This is a genomic window from Flavobacterium sp. ST-158 (genome assembly GCF_058309975.1).
Window position 1 is genome coordinate 650,290 of sequence record NZ_JBZEEN010000001.1, and the last position, 14,387, is coordinate 664,676.

Annotated in this window: 13 protein-coding genes; 8 read left to right on the forward strand and 5 right to left on the reverse strand. The window is 30.7% G+C overall.

Annotated elements, in window-relative coordinates; genetic code table 11:
* Window position 1 precedes the first annotated feature (1 nt).
* The 4 genes from AC4FRF_RS02765 to AC4FRF_RS02780 all read right to left on the reverse strand — a co-directional run bounded on the left by AC4FRF_RS02765 (window position 2) and on the right by AC4FRF_RS02780 (window position 4,642).
* Window positions 2-1,003: a vWA domain-containing protein gene (locus tag AC4FRF_RS02765; protein ID WP_491157925.1), complete on the reverse strand. Its 1,002-nt coding sequence runs from the start codon at window positions 1,001-1,003 to the stop codon at window positions 2-4.
* Window positions 1,003-2,634 carry a hypothetical protein gene (locus AC4FRF_RS02770; protein WP_491157926.1) on the reverse strand — a complete coding sequence of 544 codons (1,632 nt, stop codon included), beginning with the start codon at window positions 2,632-2,634 and terminating at the stop codon, window positions 1,003-1,005. The genes AC4FRF_RS02765 and AC4FRF_RS02770 overlap by 1 nt, the downstream gene beginning before the upstream one ends.
* A gap of 58 nt (window positions 2,635-2,692) precedes the next feature.
* Window positions 2,693-3,556 carry a DUF58 domain-containing protein gene (locus AC4FRF_RS02775; protein ID WP_491157927.1) on the reverse strand — a complete coding sequence of 288 codons (864 nt, stop codon included), beginning with the start codon at window positions 3,554-3,556 and terminating at the stop codon, window positions 2,693-2,695.
* 81 nt (window positions 3,557-3,637) lie between these two features.
* A complete protein-coding gene (locus tag AC4FRF_RS02780; RefSeq protein ID WP_491157928.1) occupies window positions 3,638-4,642 on the reverse strand; it encodes an AAA family ATPase in 1,005 nt (334 codons plus the stop codon).
* Between the two features lie 382 nt (window positions 4,643-5,024).
* Between AC4FRF_RS02780 and AC4FRF_RS02785 the strand changes: the two genes are divergently transcribed.
* Complete coding sequence (locus tag AC4FRF_RS02785) at window positions 5,025-5,777, forward strand: SDR family NAD(P)-dependent oxidoreductase (RefSeq protein WP_491157929.1); 753 nt, start codon at window positions 5,025-5,027, stop codon at window positions 5,775-5,777.
* Window positions 5,778-5,832: 55 nt separating this feature from the next.
* Here AC4FRF_RS02785 and AC4FRF_RS02790 read toward each other — a convergent pair whose 3' ends face one another.
* Window positions 5,833-6,654, reverse strand: coding sequence for a DUF4382 domain-containing protein (locus AC4FRF_RS02790; protein ID WP_491157930.1), 822 nt, complete (start codon window positions 6,652-6,654; stop codon window positions 5,833-5,835).
* A gap of 90 nt (window positions 6,655-6,744) precedes the next feature.
* On the opposite strand from AC4FRF_RS02790, the gene AC4FRF_RS02795 reads away from it, so the two are divergent.
* From AC4FRF_RS02795 to AC4FRF_RS02825, 7 genes are all read left to right on the forward strand, one after another.
* Window positions 6,745-7,884 carry an ATP-binding protein gene (locus tag AC4FRF_RS02795; protein WP_491157931.1) on the forward strand — a complete coding sequence of 380 codons (1,140 nt, stop codon included), beginning with the start codon at window positions 6,745-6,747 and terminating at the stop codon, window positions 7,882-7,884.
* 111 nt (window positions 7,885-7,995) lie between these two features.
* Entirely contained in the window at window positions 7,996-8,721 is a 726-nt protein-coding gene (locus AC4FRF_RS02800) for a metallophosphoesterase (protein WP_491157932.1), read from the forward strand.
* Window positions 8,722-8,744: 23 nt separating this feature from the next.
* Window positions 8,745-9,242, forward strand: a complete 498-nt coding sequence (locus AC4FRF_RS02805) for a DUF6646 family protein (RefSeq protein WP_491157933.1) — start codon at window positions 8,745-8,747, stop codon at window positions 9,240-9,242.
* Window positions 9,243-9,577: 335 nt separating this feature from the next.
* Window positions 9,578-11,329, forward strand: coding sequence for a sensor histidine kinase (locus AC4FRF_RS02810; protein ID WP_491157934.1), 1,752 nt, complete (start codon window positions 9,578-9,580; stop codon window positions 11,327-11,329).
* Between the two features lie 30 nt (window positions 11,330-11,359).
* A complete protein-coding gene (locus tag AC4FRF_RS02815; protein WP_491157935.1) occupies window positions 11,360-12,010 on the forward strand; it encodes a response regulator in 651 nt (216 codons plus the stop codon).
* A 274-nt stretch (window positions 12,011-12,284) separates the two neighbouring features.
* A complete protein-coding gene (locus tag AC4FRF_RS02820; RefSeq protein ID WP_491157936.1) occupies window positions 12,285-12,788 on the forward strand; it encodes an outer membrane beta-barrel protein in 504 nt (167 codons plus the stop codon).
* Between the two features lie 250 nt (window positions 12,789-13,038).
* On the forward strand, window positions 13,039-14,373 hold the full coding sequence (locus AC4FRF_RS02825) for a sensor histidine kinase (RefSeq protein WP_491157937.1): 1,335 nt from the start codon (window positions 13,039-13,041) through the stop codon (window positions 14,371-14,373).
* Window positions 14,374-14,387: the final 14 nt, after the last annotated feature.

Sequence of the window (14,387 nt, forward strand, 5' to 3'; positions counted from 1 at the left end):
ACTAAATAAAACTTCTATAAACAGTATTTCTTAATCCAATTTCAAGTAATACTAAAAATCCAGCCAACCATACAAAAGGGCGGAATTTTTCGTCGTAATCATAAAATTTTAATTCCTGAATTTCTGTTGTTTCCAGTTTATTGATTTCTCCATAAATCTCGGCCAATTTATTGTTACTAGTGGCTCTAAAATATTTTCCATCTGTTTTTTGAGCAATGCTTTTCATCAATCGCTCGTCAATTTCCACTTTCATCATTTGGAATAAAAACTGACCATTTGGAGCTACCGCATAAGGGAACTCGGCCATTCCATTAGTTCCAATACCGATAGTATATACTTTTATTCCGTATTGTTTAGCAATATCAGCCGCAGTTTCAGGTTCAATAAAACCAGCATTATTTACTCCATCAGTCAACAAAATAATGATTTTGCTCTTAGCTTTACTGTCTTTCAAACGATTTACAGCTGTTGCTAATCCCATTCCGATTCCTGTTCCATCTTGCAATACATTATCGTATTTAATACTTTGTATCGCTTGTTCTACAATAGCTTTATCACTTGTAACTGGGGTTTTAGTGTAGGCTTCAGAAGCATAAACTACTAATCCTATACGGTCATTAGGTCGTTGTTCCACAAAATCAGTAGCCACTCTTTTTAAAGCTTCCATACGGTTAGGCTTTAAATCTTTAGCAAGCATACTTCCTGAAACGTCTACCGCCATTACAATATCAATTCCTTTAGTAGTTTTGGTTTTATTGCTAATATCAACGGTTCTAGGTCTAGCCATTGCTACAATTAAAGAGCTTAACGCTAATAATCGCAGCACACTTAAATACGGTTTTAACTTTGCCAATAGTGATGGTGACGATTTAAAACCCTTAATAGAACTGACTTTTAAGGTTGCTGATTGCTGGTTTCTTTTTAAAACCAACCAAACTATGGCTAACGGAATTAAAAGAAACAACCAAAAAAACTCTGGATTTAAAAAAGTTATTTTTGCCATTATTTACTTTCGTGTTTTAATTCGACTGAGCTTAATACTCGCTCTGAAATTTCATTTGCATACTTGTCTCCTTCTTGATGTAAAATCAATATTTCTTGCAATCCACCATCTTGACTAAACAGCAAAACTTCATAATACATCCTGTCTTTTTCATTCGTTAGAGTGTTTACTTTAGCAAAAGTTCCGTATGCTTTTAAACCTGTAATCCCTTCTTTTGTTTCGTAATCTTCTTGCTTCACAATCATGTTTTGTGCGCCTTGAGATTCCATATAATTCAAATAAGCTTCCATTGATTTTTTCAAATCTATCTGTCCCTCTTGTTTGTATTTTAAGGTTGAAACCATCAAATAGAACGGATCAATCAAACTTCCATAGGTAAAAGATTGCATCTCCTTTACCAATGCGGCTCCTTCTTTAGGTATTGATTTTGTCATATCGGTACGTACCAATACCTTAGGGGTTTCAATAATAACAGCTGGATTTCCATATTCACTTTTTACCCATTCTCCTTCTAATAATTCTTTTGAAGGATGCCCAAGAATATTGTCTTTTACATAGTCAAATCCTTTAGTTGCCATTAAATAAAAAGTAGTGGCTAACAATAAAAAAAGAACAGAAGCTACACTTATAGCAATGCGATTGTTTCTTTTTTTCTTTAATTGAAGTGCAATTTGTTTTTGTCTTTGAACTTCATTCAATAAAACATCTTCTTCCGCAGGAATTTCAACCGGAATAGAGCTATCTAGCGTTAAAATTGCTTTTTGGATTTTATTTTTATCCTCAGTAATTTCATATTCTAAAGGTTTTGACTTGGCAAATTTTACTAAATCGGCTTGTTTTAAAACTCTTTCTAAATTTTCGATAGTCTCAGGAGTAACTGTCATTTTCTTTTTGACAGAAGCTGCTTTTAAGCCTGCAATCAATTCAGAAGTAGTACTTTCCATTGCTGGAATTTCTATAGCTTCTTCGATATAGTTTCGGGCAATATCGGTCAACTCACTATAATATTCTTTGATTTCTCCTTTTTGCCAAAGCTCTTTCTTTTCTAGATTATTCAATAAACTAGTGGCTTTTTCAATAGGAGTTTTATAAACTTCTTCTTCTATTTTTTTCTTTTGCTTGTTTCTAATGAACCAATAGATTCCGGCACCAATAGCCAAAATTAAAATAAATCCTAAAAGGTATTTCCACCAGTCGCCAATGCTTTCATTTGCAGACTGAATATCCTTAATGTCATACATTTTTTGTTTTAAAGTATCCACCTGAACATTGGCTACTTCTACAGCAATCGAATCGGTTTGATACGCTTTATTATTGATAAGTATCTTGATACTAGGAATAACATAACGTCCGGAATCAAATTGCGTTAATCCGTATTTTTTAATCAATTCATAACGGTCGTTATTTTTTACGGTATCGATAGGATACGATTGAATTACTTCTAATTTACCGATGTTCTTTAACTTTGGAAAAACAACCTTAGACAAAGTATCTACTGAGGTTTTTAGCGTTAACTTAAACTCAGCACCAATTTTATTTTTTGTAGTATCGATACTTGTTTCTACTCTTTTTTGTTGTGCAAAAATGGAAGTACTAACAAGTAATAATAAGAAGAATATCTGTTTTTTCATGTTTTTTGAAACATTTGTTTTTCAACTCCTTCCCTTCGGGGAGGCTGGGTGGGGATTCTTACCTCGATTTGAAATAACCCAATAATTTAGTTACGTAACTTTCGTCAACTCTAGTATTAACCACACCAGAACCCGATTTACTAAAGGTTTCTTTGAAATAATTTAATTGATCATGATAATATTTCTCATAATTCATTCGAACTGCTTTAGAACCTGTATCTACCAATTGCATCTCGCCAGTTTCGGCGTCTAACATAGGAACCATTCCCAGATTTGGCATTTTTTGTTCTCGAATATCATATACTCTAATTCCAGTTACATCATGTTTTTTAGCCGCAATTTTTAAGGTTTGCTCATAATCATCCGACATAAAATCGGAAATCATAAAAACAATCGCTTTCTTTTTTTGTGTACTAGACAAAAATTTCAATGCCTGTGCAATATCAGTTTTATGACTTTTAGGTTCAAATTCAATCAATTCACGTATAATACGCAATACGTGAGACCTCCCTTTTTTAGGTGGAATGTACAATTCGATTTGGTCCGAAAATAAAATCAATCCAATTTTATCATTGTTTTGTGTAGCCGAAAAAGCCATCGTGGCAGCTATTTCTGTTACGATGTCTTTTTTAAATTGATTTTTGGAACCAAAACTCTCCGAACCGGAAATATCAACCATCAACATCATGGTTAACTCACGTTCTTCTTCAAAAACTTTTACGTGAGCCTCATTATAACGAGCAGTAACATTCCAATCAATATTTCGAATATCATCTCCATACTGGTATTGACGTACTTCACTAAAAGTCATTCCACGCCCTTTGAATGAAGTGTGGTATTCCCCTGAGAAGATATGATCACTCAATCTTCGGGTTTTGATTTCTATTTTTCGTACTTTTTTTAAAAGCTCTTTTGTATCCATTTCTTTAGTAATTAGTAATTAGTGAATAGTGAATAGTAACCAACCAAGGCTAATTACTATTCACTTATTACTATTCACTTTTTAGGGTACTTCTACTTCGTTTATAATTTTATTGATAATATCCATTGAAGTGATATTTTCGGCCTCAGCTTCATACGTTACACCAACTCTGTGGCGTAATACATCATGAACTACAGCACGAACATCCTCTGGAATTACGTAACCTCTACGTTTGATAAAAGCGTAACATTTAGCCGCATTAGCTAAGTTGATACTTCCACGTGGTGATGAACCAAAACTGATTAAAGGTTTTAAGTCTGCCAATTTATATTTCTCAGGATAACGAGTGGCAAAAATAATATCTAGAATGTATTTTTCGATTTTTTCATCCATGTAAACTTCGCGAACAGCTTGTTGCGCACGCAAAATTTGTTCGATAGAAACTACTTGATTTACTTTTTCGTAACTACCAGTTAAATTTTGACGAATAACCAAACGCTCTTCATCCATTTTAGGATAATCAATCACCGTTTTCAACATAAAACGATCCACTTGCGCTTCTGGCAATTGGTAGGTTCCTTCTTGTTCAATTGGGTTTTGCGTAGCTAAAACCAAAAATGGTTTTTCTAATTTAAAAGTAGTATCACCAATGGTTACTTGCTTTTCCTGCATAGCCTCTAACAAAGCTGATTGAACCTTAGCAGGCGCACGGTTAATCTCATCAGCAAGAACAAAATTAGCAAAAATAGGTCCTTTTTTAATTGAGAATTCATTTGCTTTGATGTTGTAAATCATTGTTCCTACAACATCGGCAGGTAATAAATCTGGTGTAAACTGGATTCTACTAAAAGATCCGTGAACTGCTTGCGAAAGCGTATTAATAGCCAAAGTTTTTGCCAATCCTGGAACTCCTTCAAGTAAAATGTGCCCTTGTCCTAACAATCCAATCAATAATCGTTCAATCATGTGCTTTTGACCCACAATCACCTTATTCATTTCCATAGTAAGAAGGTCTATAAAAGCACTCTCTCTTTCTATCTTTTCATTGATTGCTCTAATGTCTAAAGTCGCTGTATTCTCTTCCATAAAATTATTTTTAATCCCTTGAATTTAATGCCTTAGTTTTGAGAGTGCAAATTGAATTTTTTTTTACAGGTAAGATGTTAAAAAATGGTTAAAACTTCTACAAATACCGCAATTTTAAGGACGAATTATGATACAATTTCCATAATTTTAAGAACTTTAAGAATTATACTTTTAAAAGTTTGATAAATCCATTTTATTCCAAAAACGTAAGCTTTAAAAACAAACCTAAATAACAGAAATTAAAGACGTTAGAAACAGTCCAATAAAATCGACAATTCTTTTATTTCAAAAAAAATAAGAGGTTCTTTTTATTTTATTTTCACCCAAATTTGTCCATATTTTGACTCATTTTAAATTAAAGAACAAAGCAGACCAATAAATCATGAACAAAACAGCATTAATAACAGGTGCCACTAGCGGTATAGGGAAAGCAACTGCACAAATTTTGGCTCAAAACAATTATAACATTATCCTTTGCGGAAGACGTCAGGAGCGCTTGAAAGAACTCGAAAAAGAACTCAGTTTATTTACTAAAGTTCAAAGTCTTTCATTTGATGTTAGTGATAAAAAAGCTGTTTTTGAAGCCATTAATTCGCTACCGGAATCTTTTTCTAAAATTGATGTTCTTATTAATAATGCTGGAAATGCACATGGATTAGATCCTATTCAAGATGGCTCTATTGAAGATTGGGAAAACATGATTGACATTAATCTAAAAGGTCTTTTGTATGTTTCCAAAGCGATAATTCCAAAAATGATTGAGCACAAATCAGGACACATTATCAACATTGGTTCTACAGCAGCCAAACAGGTTTATCCTAATGGAAATGTGTATTGCGCTACCAAACATGCTGTAGACGCTATAAACAAAGGGATGAAAATGGATTTGAATCCTTATGGAATCCGCGTAGGAGCTATCCATCCTGGACTAGTTGAAACCGAATTTAGCCAAGTCCGTTTTAAAGGGGATACGGAAAAAGCGGCTAATGTTTACAAAGGATTCACCCCCTTAAAACCCGAAGATATTGCTGATATCATTCATTTTGTCATCTCAAGACCTTACCATGTTAACATCTCTGATTTGATAGTTATGTGTACGGCTCAAGGTTCAGCAACTATTATACACAAAGAATAAGACATAAAAAAACAGCTCTTTTGAGCTGTTTTTTTTTATTTAAATATGACAAAAATCAAGGAATAGCATCCAAAGTAATGGCTCCTAAATTATTTATTTCGCCATTTACAACTACCACATCGGTAATTATTTTTTCAGCTTTTCCAGATCCTTCTTCTGGAGTTAATGTAACATCATAAGTCCCAGCTGGTACTCCGTTAATTTGAAAAAATCCTGATTCATCTGCATAAGCAGAAACGGTTTCATCGCCCACTTGAACAGAAGCTAATACTTGAAAACCATCCAGTGCAGGACTTATATTTCCTTTAATAACGCCTGATGTAGCTGTACTTGAAACTCGTATTACGGGATGCAAATTAAATATTCCTGAATTTCCTGCTTGAACCACAATAGAATGCTCTACATCAAAATCTAACAAGAATTCATAGATTACACCTCCCACTAAAGTTTGGTTAACCTTAATTTTTAATCCTGATTGTTGTGCACTAGGCGTTTTTAAATCATAAGTTTCTCCGTCTTTAACAACAGTATTATTATCACCTAAAACCAATCGAACTTGTCCTAAAAATCCAGCAGGAACAATATCATCTGCTAACAGCACATCTACTCCACCTGTTAAATCTAATAAATTATAAACTTTAGGAGTTACACCTCCTAAACTTATCCACCCCTTACTATCATCATCACCTGTACCTGCTTTAATCATCACGTCTTGTACATCAATATATACTGCATCATAATCTCCAGGCGCATCTGTCATTCGAATAGCAACTTTAGATGTTTGTGCCCCACCATCATTAGAATTACATCCTACTAATGAAAAACACACAAATGCTATTAAACAAAAAGTTAACACATAAAATTTAATCTTTTTCATATCTTTCCGTTATTTAAATCAGGTTAACTATATTAACGATTAAATTTACGAAATATTGTTGTTTTTTAAAAAATAAGAGAGCTTTAAAATATGATAAACAAGCGTCTATTAATAAAGAATTTACTTGCTCACAACGACGAAAATAGTTTTTACGACAAAAAACGCCAACTAAACCTACATACTAAGGAAGGGAAAGCAAAATTCTTAAAACATATTTGCGCTTTATCTAATTCTAACCCAGCCAATAATTCTTATATAGTTGTTGGAGTTGAAGATCAAGACAATGAAATTATAGGAGCCGATTTTTTTGACGACAGTCATATTCAGAATTTAGTCAACGCTTATTTAGAAAATCCTCCTAAAATTCAATATGAAAACGTCCCTTTTCCCAACCTTCCCAAAGACAAAGTAATTGGTTTAGTAACCATAAAACCAAAGAATAAAATTTCATCTTTTAAAAAAGGAATCTACACCATTCCTGCTCATAGTGTTTTTATAAGGCGGGGAAGCAACACCACACCAGTTGAAGACAAAATAGACAAAAACTACCCAAATACCGAAACAGTAATTGACCTTGAAAACAATTCAAGAAACAACATCAAATACACATTGGACGGCGTATTTGATTTTATGAATTTCCGACACAAAGACATGGCTCCAAAATACAAGGTTTTTAAAGAACTATTTGTGATTTGCTGGGCAGGAATTCCAAAAAATGTTCGAGAAAAAACCTTCTTATCCCGCGTAGATATTGAATTAATTAACGAACACATTAAATTATTTTACTCTGATCAGGACGTCGTTACAATTTCATTCAACGAAGACACTTTTACCATTATAGAATATGTTCCATTGGGATTAAATGACAAAACCAGTTACTATCCATTAGAACAACAAACAATTTACTTCTACGAAAATGGCTATTATAAAATTGAAAGTAAAATGCTGTTTGAACCGCCAGCTTTCAATAAAAAAATGCTTTTTCACATTTATAACAATAACGAAACATTAGTAAACAAACTAAAAAAAGGATTGCAACTGAATCCAAGAGAACAAAAAGATCTTGAAAACCTACCTTCTACTTTTATGATTTGCTACCTGAATGGTTTTGAAGATGCCAAAAGAAAATTAATTGACGCTAAAACCTACCTAAAAGCCTTTCCTTCTGTTTACTTATCATTTAAAGAAGCCATGCGTATTTTACGAAAAATGAAATACGATGTGCAATAACCAAATTAAACGTTTTTTAATTTTTAGCAAAAATTAAAAAAATCGATTCTTTTGCTATAACATTTTTAGCTATTTTTAGTATATTAGAATACAAAAGCAGATTTTACAAAAATGAGGACATTAGTTATAGGAGATATTCACGGTGGTTTACGCGCCTTACATCAAATTATGGAAAGAGCTCAGGTTACCGAAAAAGATAAACTCATTTTTTTGGGAGATTATGTCGATGGCTGGAGCCAATCACCACAGGTACTGGATTATTTAATTGAATTGAACACCACTAACAACTGTGTTTTTATAAGAGGAAATCATGATGAACTGCTATTGCATTGGCTAAAAGACAGCAAGGATAATCTTTTATGGTACAACCACGGTGGCGAAGCAACGGTAATTGCCTATGAAAAAGTAAACAACGGCCACAAACAAAGACATATTGAATTTCTTCAATCTTTACAGGATTATTATTTGGACGATAATCAACGACTCTTTATCCATGCGGGTTTTACCAACATGAACGGAGTAAACTATGAATATTTTCCTAAATTATTCTATTGGGACCGAACTTTATGGGAAACAGCTTTGGCATTAGACCAAAATTTAAAAACAAGCGATTTATTATATCCTAAAAGACTAACTTTATATAACGAAATTTACATTGGACATACACCCGTAACCCGAATCGGGAAAACCATTCCCACAAATAAAGCCTGTATTTGGAACATCGACACGGGAGCAGCTTTCAAAGGTCCATTAACGATTATGGATATTGATACCAAAGAATTTTGGCAAAGTGAACCGCTACATCAGTTATATTTTGACGAAAAAGGAAGAAATTAAGTACATTTGCAATAAAAATTATTATGAAAAGAATAGTCACACTCATTGTATTGCTTTCTGTATGTTTTATTAATGCACAAGCTTTTAAAGGAAAAGGAGATACTAAATTTGATATTGCCGCCAATATCCAGGAACACGGCTCCGGAATTCGTCTATCTACTGATTTTGGATTAGGAGAAAACATTTCTGTTGGAGTTCTTACTTCCTATTTATTGTCTATCGACAAAGACGCACAAGGAAATAAACCTGATTTTGGTGACAGAGCCGATATTAAAGTTCGTTTTAATGCTAATTTAGGAAACGTTTTTAATGTGGACGAAAAAGTAGACATCTATCCTGGACTCGATTTAGGACTGAGAAACTTTGGTGCTCATTTAGGAATTCGTTATTTCTTCACAGATGGTTTTGGAATCATGAGCGAAATAGGATTCCCTATTGCAAAATACAAACCAGAAGCAGTTGGTTTTGAACGTTTAAACAATCAGTTTGTGCTTAATATTGGCGCTTCGTTTAATCTATAAAAAACAAAAAATCAACAGTAATAAGACACAACTTTTTTACCACTTAAAACAATCGTGTAGAACAAATTCTACATGAAATCATGGGATATTTTACAACTAAAAACGTTAATATATCTAAATTTGCATTATAGTTATATAGGCTCATTTATCACATATAATAAGCCTTTTTAACCATTTAAGAGATTTGCCCAGATCTACTTTAACTCATTCTATATAAGATTATGTAGACTTTGCTATCATTTTTTGTAAGCAATATAATTATCGAGTAGAGAATTTTCGATATGATTTTAAATATCAATTCATTTCATAAAGCTATATCTTAAATTAAAAAAATTTTGACAAAAAAACTCAAACTATCTAATGCTTTTTATTTAAAAAAATTAAAATTTGAGCATCGAAAAGTAATACATTACACATTATTAACTAGTGTTATTTTACTACAAATTATAGCTGTAATAATTTGGTATAACGAAAACAAAAATGAAACAAAATTAACAAAGGCTCTTGATGACATTTCATCTTCAAATAAAGTAATTAATTATACACATTTTGTAAATGCTTCTTTAATTCAATCGCAAGTGTACTTTAACGATTACCTTGGCAATAAAGATGATATTTCGTACAAAAAGTATTCTGCATCCATAAATGAAATTAGTCATCTATTAGACAGCATACGTATTTTTACCAATGGAAATCGAGCCTATAAAAATATAATTGTAAAAAAAAATCAAACTGAAGCTGAAATTTTAATTTTAAAAGCTTCCATTGATTCGATTATCAATGGTCAAATTTACAAAAGTCGTGATGACACATCTAAGCTATTTAAATTTACCCGTTTTGAATCAAAAAAAATTTTAGATAGCGTAAAAACAAACTCCTATATCAAAGTAGATAGTGTTTCTAGAAAGGGATTATTAGCCCGACTTGGAGATGCTTTTGCAGGAAGGCTTAATATTCAGAAAGAACAACTCAATACCGTTGTTACTATGAAATATAAAGATGGAGTGATAACTGGCGGCATTGAAGATCAACTAAAAAATGTTTTTAATAAAACAAACAACTATTATCAAAATGAATTTATTAATCTAAAAAAAACACTTTTAGACTTAAGAAACAAAGATTCTCAATTAATAAAACTTAACAATGAACTATTAAATATCAGTCAAAATATTATTTCTAATTATAGAAATTCAGCCAATTTACTACAAAATGCGAATGAAACAAACATCGTTAAGCAATACAAGTCAAACAAAGCAATTAGAAATTATTCTATAATATTCTTGATTATAGTAATGTTTATTGTATCTATTATTCTCTTAAGTTTTACTCACGTAGCTTTTGAATATGAAAAAAGACTGATAAATGCCCAAAATCAAATACACCAAAATTTAATTTTTAAAAACCGAATTATGGGGATGATTAGTCATGAAATTCGATCTCCTTTGAGTATAATATCAATGTATAGTAGAAAAGTTAGTTCAATAATTAAAGAAAAAGAATTAAAAGACACTTTCAAATCGATTGAATTCACTACAAATTCGCTACTTCTGTTATCAAATCAAATTTTAGAATATTCTAAGGACGAAAACAAAAAACTAAAACTAAAAAACAAAAACCTTTATTTAAAAACCGAAATCTATCAAATAATCAATTCTCTGACTTCTTTAGCTGAAGTTAAAGGAAATAAAATAAGTATTCTTTCTAATCTAGATTCGGATTGTGAAGTATGCACAGATGTTACAAAAATCCATCAACTATTTTATAATATAATTGGAAATGCTAATAAGTTTACCGAAAACGGAAATATATTAGTAAAAATCAATAATCAAAATATTTCAGATTATGAAATGAACCTTAATATTGAAGTAACTGATGATGGAGTAGGTATAAACCCAAATGATTTGAAAAACATTTTTGAATCCTACTATCAAGGAACAGTCTCTAATAAAGTAGAAAATTTAGGTGTTGGATTAGGTCTAAATTTATGTAAAGAAATAGTTGAATTGTTTGATGGAGAAATCAAAGTTAAAAGTGAAGAAGGCAAAGGCACAACAATAGAATTTAATCTAATACTAAGCAAAATTTAAAGCCATTATTTATAATTTATTTAGCAAAATATGAAATTACCAAATAATCATATCTTTTTAATTTCCGACGATCATAGTATCGTTCGACAAGGTGTTTCTCTATTGATAAATGAGTTGTTTTTAAATCCTAAAATTTACGTATCAGGTAATTTTAAAGACACTTTAAAAATATTAAATGAAACTAATGTTGATTTATTAATCCTTGATATTAATTTCCCTGAAGGAAATAGCATTAATATCATTAAGGATATAAAAAATATACGACCACAAATTAAAATTTTAATTTTCACCGCCTATAACGAAGATATTTATGCTTTACGATATCTAAATTCGGGAGCTTCTGGATATTTAAACAAAGGATGTTCCGAAGAAGAATTGAAACAAGCCATCACCAGTATGACCATATCGGGAAAATACCTAACCCAAAATGTAAAAGATAAAATTTTAGATTCTTATATCTCAAAATCACCAATTAATCCGATAGAACAATTATCAAACAGAGAATTAGAAGTAGCAAAAATGCTAATTAAAGGTTATGGAAATCTAGAAATATCCGATCTTTTAAATATTAAAAAAACAACAGTTAGTACATTTAAAAATAGAATATTAGAAAAACTTGAGATCGACAATCTAGCTGAATTGATTGAACTTTTCCGCCTATATAATGATGAAAAAGTATAATTTTTCGATTACTATTCATTTGCCCATTTGACTACTCTTAATTATTTATTTCATCAACACAATTCTGTTGCATTTCTTGTAGAAATAATTCTACCAATGTTTACTGAATCCACTACAAATTATAGGTTTTAGAGCAATTACATTTGTACAATCAAACTAATACAGTTTGAATTTAAATGTACTAACCTAACAAGTAATTATGCTAAAACAATTGATTCATGAATAAAAATTACGTGAATTTTAATTGTACTCTAAAGTCAAAAATTTGTAAAACATGAAAAAAAACATTCTATTATTAGCTTTTAGCTTCATCACTATTGGAACATTTGCACAAGGAAGATTAAAAAAAGGACATACGCAGTTGAATGCAGGAGTAGGATTCTCAAGTTGGGGGACTCCTGTATACATTGGTCTAGATTATGGTATTCATGAAGACATTACTATAGGTGGAGAACTATCCTATCGTTCAAAAACTCAAAATTATGGAAACTCAAAATACAAATCATCTGTAACAGGGGTTGGCATTAATAGCAATTACCATTTTAATCGCGTTTTAGAAATTCCTAACCAATGGGATTTTTACGCAGGACTTGGTCTCAATTATTATATCTGGAACTATGAAAATGATGCTTATAAAGCAAATAACGATTCGGATATTGGTTTGGGTGCTCAAATTGGTGGAAGGTACTTTTTTAATGATAAGCTAGGCATCAATCTAGAATTAGGAGGAGGAAACGCAACTAGCGGTGGTAAAATTGGAATTACTTATAAATTTTAATTTATAAAACCTAAGCCAATCATCTTAACAAAAAAAAATTAAACCCAAAAAGATACTCAACTCAATTACATTCATAAAGAGCAATTAAAATGCAGCTTAAAAAAACAAATTGTTTTCAAGAAATCCGTTGGCTAATTTATTTCATTTTAGATAACTATCCCTTAAAAACTGATAATTCAAAGGGAAATTCAAATAGAAAAAGACCAATCTCTTGATTGTTACACTAATCTTATTCTAAAACAAATAATATATGAAACCTCATTTTGACAATGTCTATGAAACTAAAAATTTAAATGATTTTCATAAAAAATTATTTGAAGATTTATCAGAAGAAATGTTCATTTTTAAAATTTCTTCTGATAATCATTTTCAAAAAATATTAATAAGTGAATCAGCTTATAAACTCTTTGAAATACCAAATAACTTTATCTCAGAAACCATTTTACCATTAATCTATAGTAGAATTTGTAGAGAAGATAAAATAAAAGTGCTTCGCTTATTTACACAACTCAAAAAAAATCAAAATAAAGGAGAAATTGAATTTAGACTTGAACTCCCTGAAAAAGGTTTGTGTACTTTTAAAGTCTTTGTAAAAACAAAAACGAAATCAAAAGGTTACGTTGTATTTTATGTAACTATTTTCAATTCAAATTCACTTGAAGAACATAAAACGAATGAAAGCCTTTTTAGTCCATCAGACAAAAACAATATAAAAACTCAGCAAAATCTTAAAAAAAAGACTTTTTATGGTTACTCACATCGTGTTTTAAGGTTAAGTAAAAAACACAAATGGATTTTATTGAAAGCTAAATCTATAAAAAACAACAAGAAAAATTTAAGAGTAAATACTAATATTCGTAGCCAAAATGAAAAACAATTAGAGCTAACACAAAAAGTTAAACAATACAGTGAACAAAATAGACGCTTAATGAATTTTTCTCATATTGTTTCACACAATTTAAAAACACATACAGGAAATATCAAAATGCTTTTAGACTTGATTGATTCAGAAGAAAGCAACCTTATTAAAGAAGAGTATAGAAGTCATCTACGAACTGTTTCTAACGACTTGAATGATACTATTACCCATATTTCGCAAATTATCAACATTCAGAATAATATAGATATTATCAAAGAACCTCTAGATCTAAACTTTTATCTTGAAAAAAACTATAAAATAATTAACAGTTACAGCCTTGAAAAAAAAGCTACAATTATAAACAAAGTTCCTAAAGATTCTATGGTTAATTTTAACCCAGCTTACTTAGAAAGTGTGCTATTAAACCTTAGCACTAATGCTATTAAATACGCTCATCCTGAACGATTTCCAATAATAACTTTTGAGTTTCTTATTGAAGAAAACCAAAAAAAGGTTTTAACTATTAATGATAATGGTTTAGGTATTGATTTAGATAAATATGGTGATATGTTATTTGGAATGTATAAAACATTCCATAAACACGAAAATGCAAATGGTATTGGTTTATATATAACAAAAAATCAAATTGAATCTATGAATGGACAAATTAGTGTAGAAAGTAAACTAGGAGAAGGAACTACTTTTAAAATTATTTTTAATGACTAAATAAGAGAAGAAAA

Excerpts from the sequence above, each read along its gene's own strand:
- AC4FRF_RS02805 (WP_491157933.1), top strand. The coding sequence starts at position 8,745 with ATGAAAAGAATAGTCACACTCATTGTATTGCTTTCTGTATGTTTTATT.
- AC4FRF_RS02815 (WP_491157935.1), top strand. The coding sequence starts at position 11,360 with ATGAAATTACCAAATAATCATATCTTTTTAATTTCCGACGATCATAGT.
- AC4FRF_RS02825 (WP_491157937.1), top strand. The coding sequence starts at position 13,039 with ATGAAACCTCATTTTGACAATGTCTATGAAACTAAAAATTTAAATGAT.
- AC4FRF_RS02800 (WP_491157932.1), top strand. The coding sequence starts at position 7,996 with ATGAGGACATTAGTTATAGGAGATATTCACGGTGGTTTACGCGCCTTA.
- AC4FRF_RS02790 (WP_491157930.1), bottom strand. The coding sequence starts at position 6,654 with ATGAAAAAGATTAAATTTTATGTGTTAACTTTTTGTTTAATAGCATTT.
- AC4FRF_RS02785 (WP_491157929.1), top strand. The coding sequence starts at position 5,025 with ATGAACAAAACAGCATTAATAACAGGTGCCACTAGCGGTATAGGGAAA.
- AC4FRF_RS02820 (WP_491157936.1), top strand. The coding sequence starts at position 12,285 with ATGAAAAAAAACATTCTATTATTAGCTTTTAGCTTCATCACTATTGGA.
- AC4FRF_RS02775 (WP_491157927.1), bottom strand. The coding sequence starts at position 3,556 with ATGGATACAAAAGAGCTTTTAAAAAAAGTACGAAAAATAGAAATCAAA.
- AC4FRF_RS02770 (WP_491157926.1), bottom strand. The coding sequence starts at position 2,634 with ATGAAAAAACAGATATTCTTCTTATTATTACTTGTTAGTACTTCCATT.
- AC4FRF_RS02765 (WP_491157925.1), bottom strand. The coding sequence starts at position 1,003 with ATGGCAAAAATAACTTTTTTAAATCCAGAGTTTTTTTGGTTGTTTCTT.
- AC4FRF_RS02795 (WP_491157931.1), top strand. The coding sequence starts at position 6,745 with ATGATAAACAAGCGTCTATTAATAAAGAATTTACTTGCTCACAACGAC.
- AC4FRF_RS02780 (WP_491157928.1), bottom strand. The coding sequence starts at position 4,642 with ATGGAAGAGAATACAGCGACTTTAGACATTAGAGCAATCAATGAAAAG.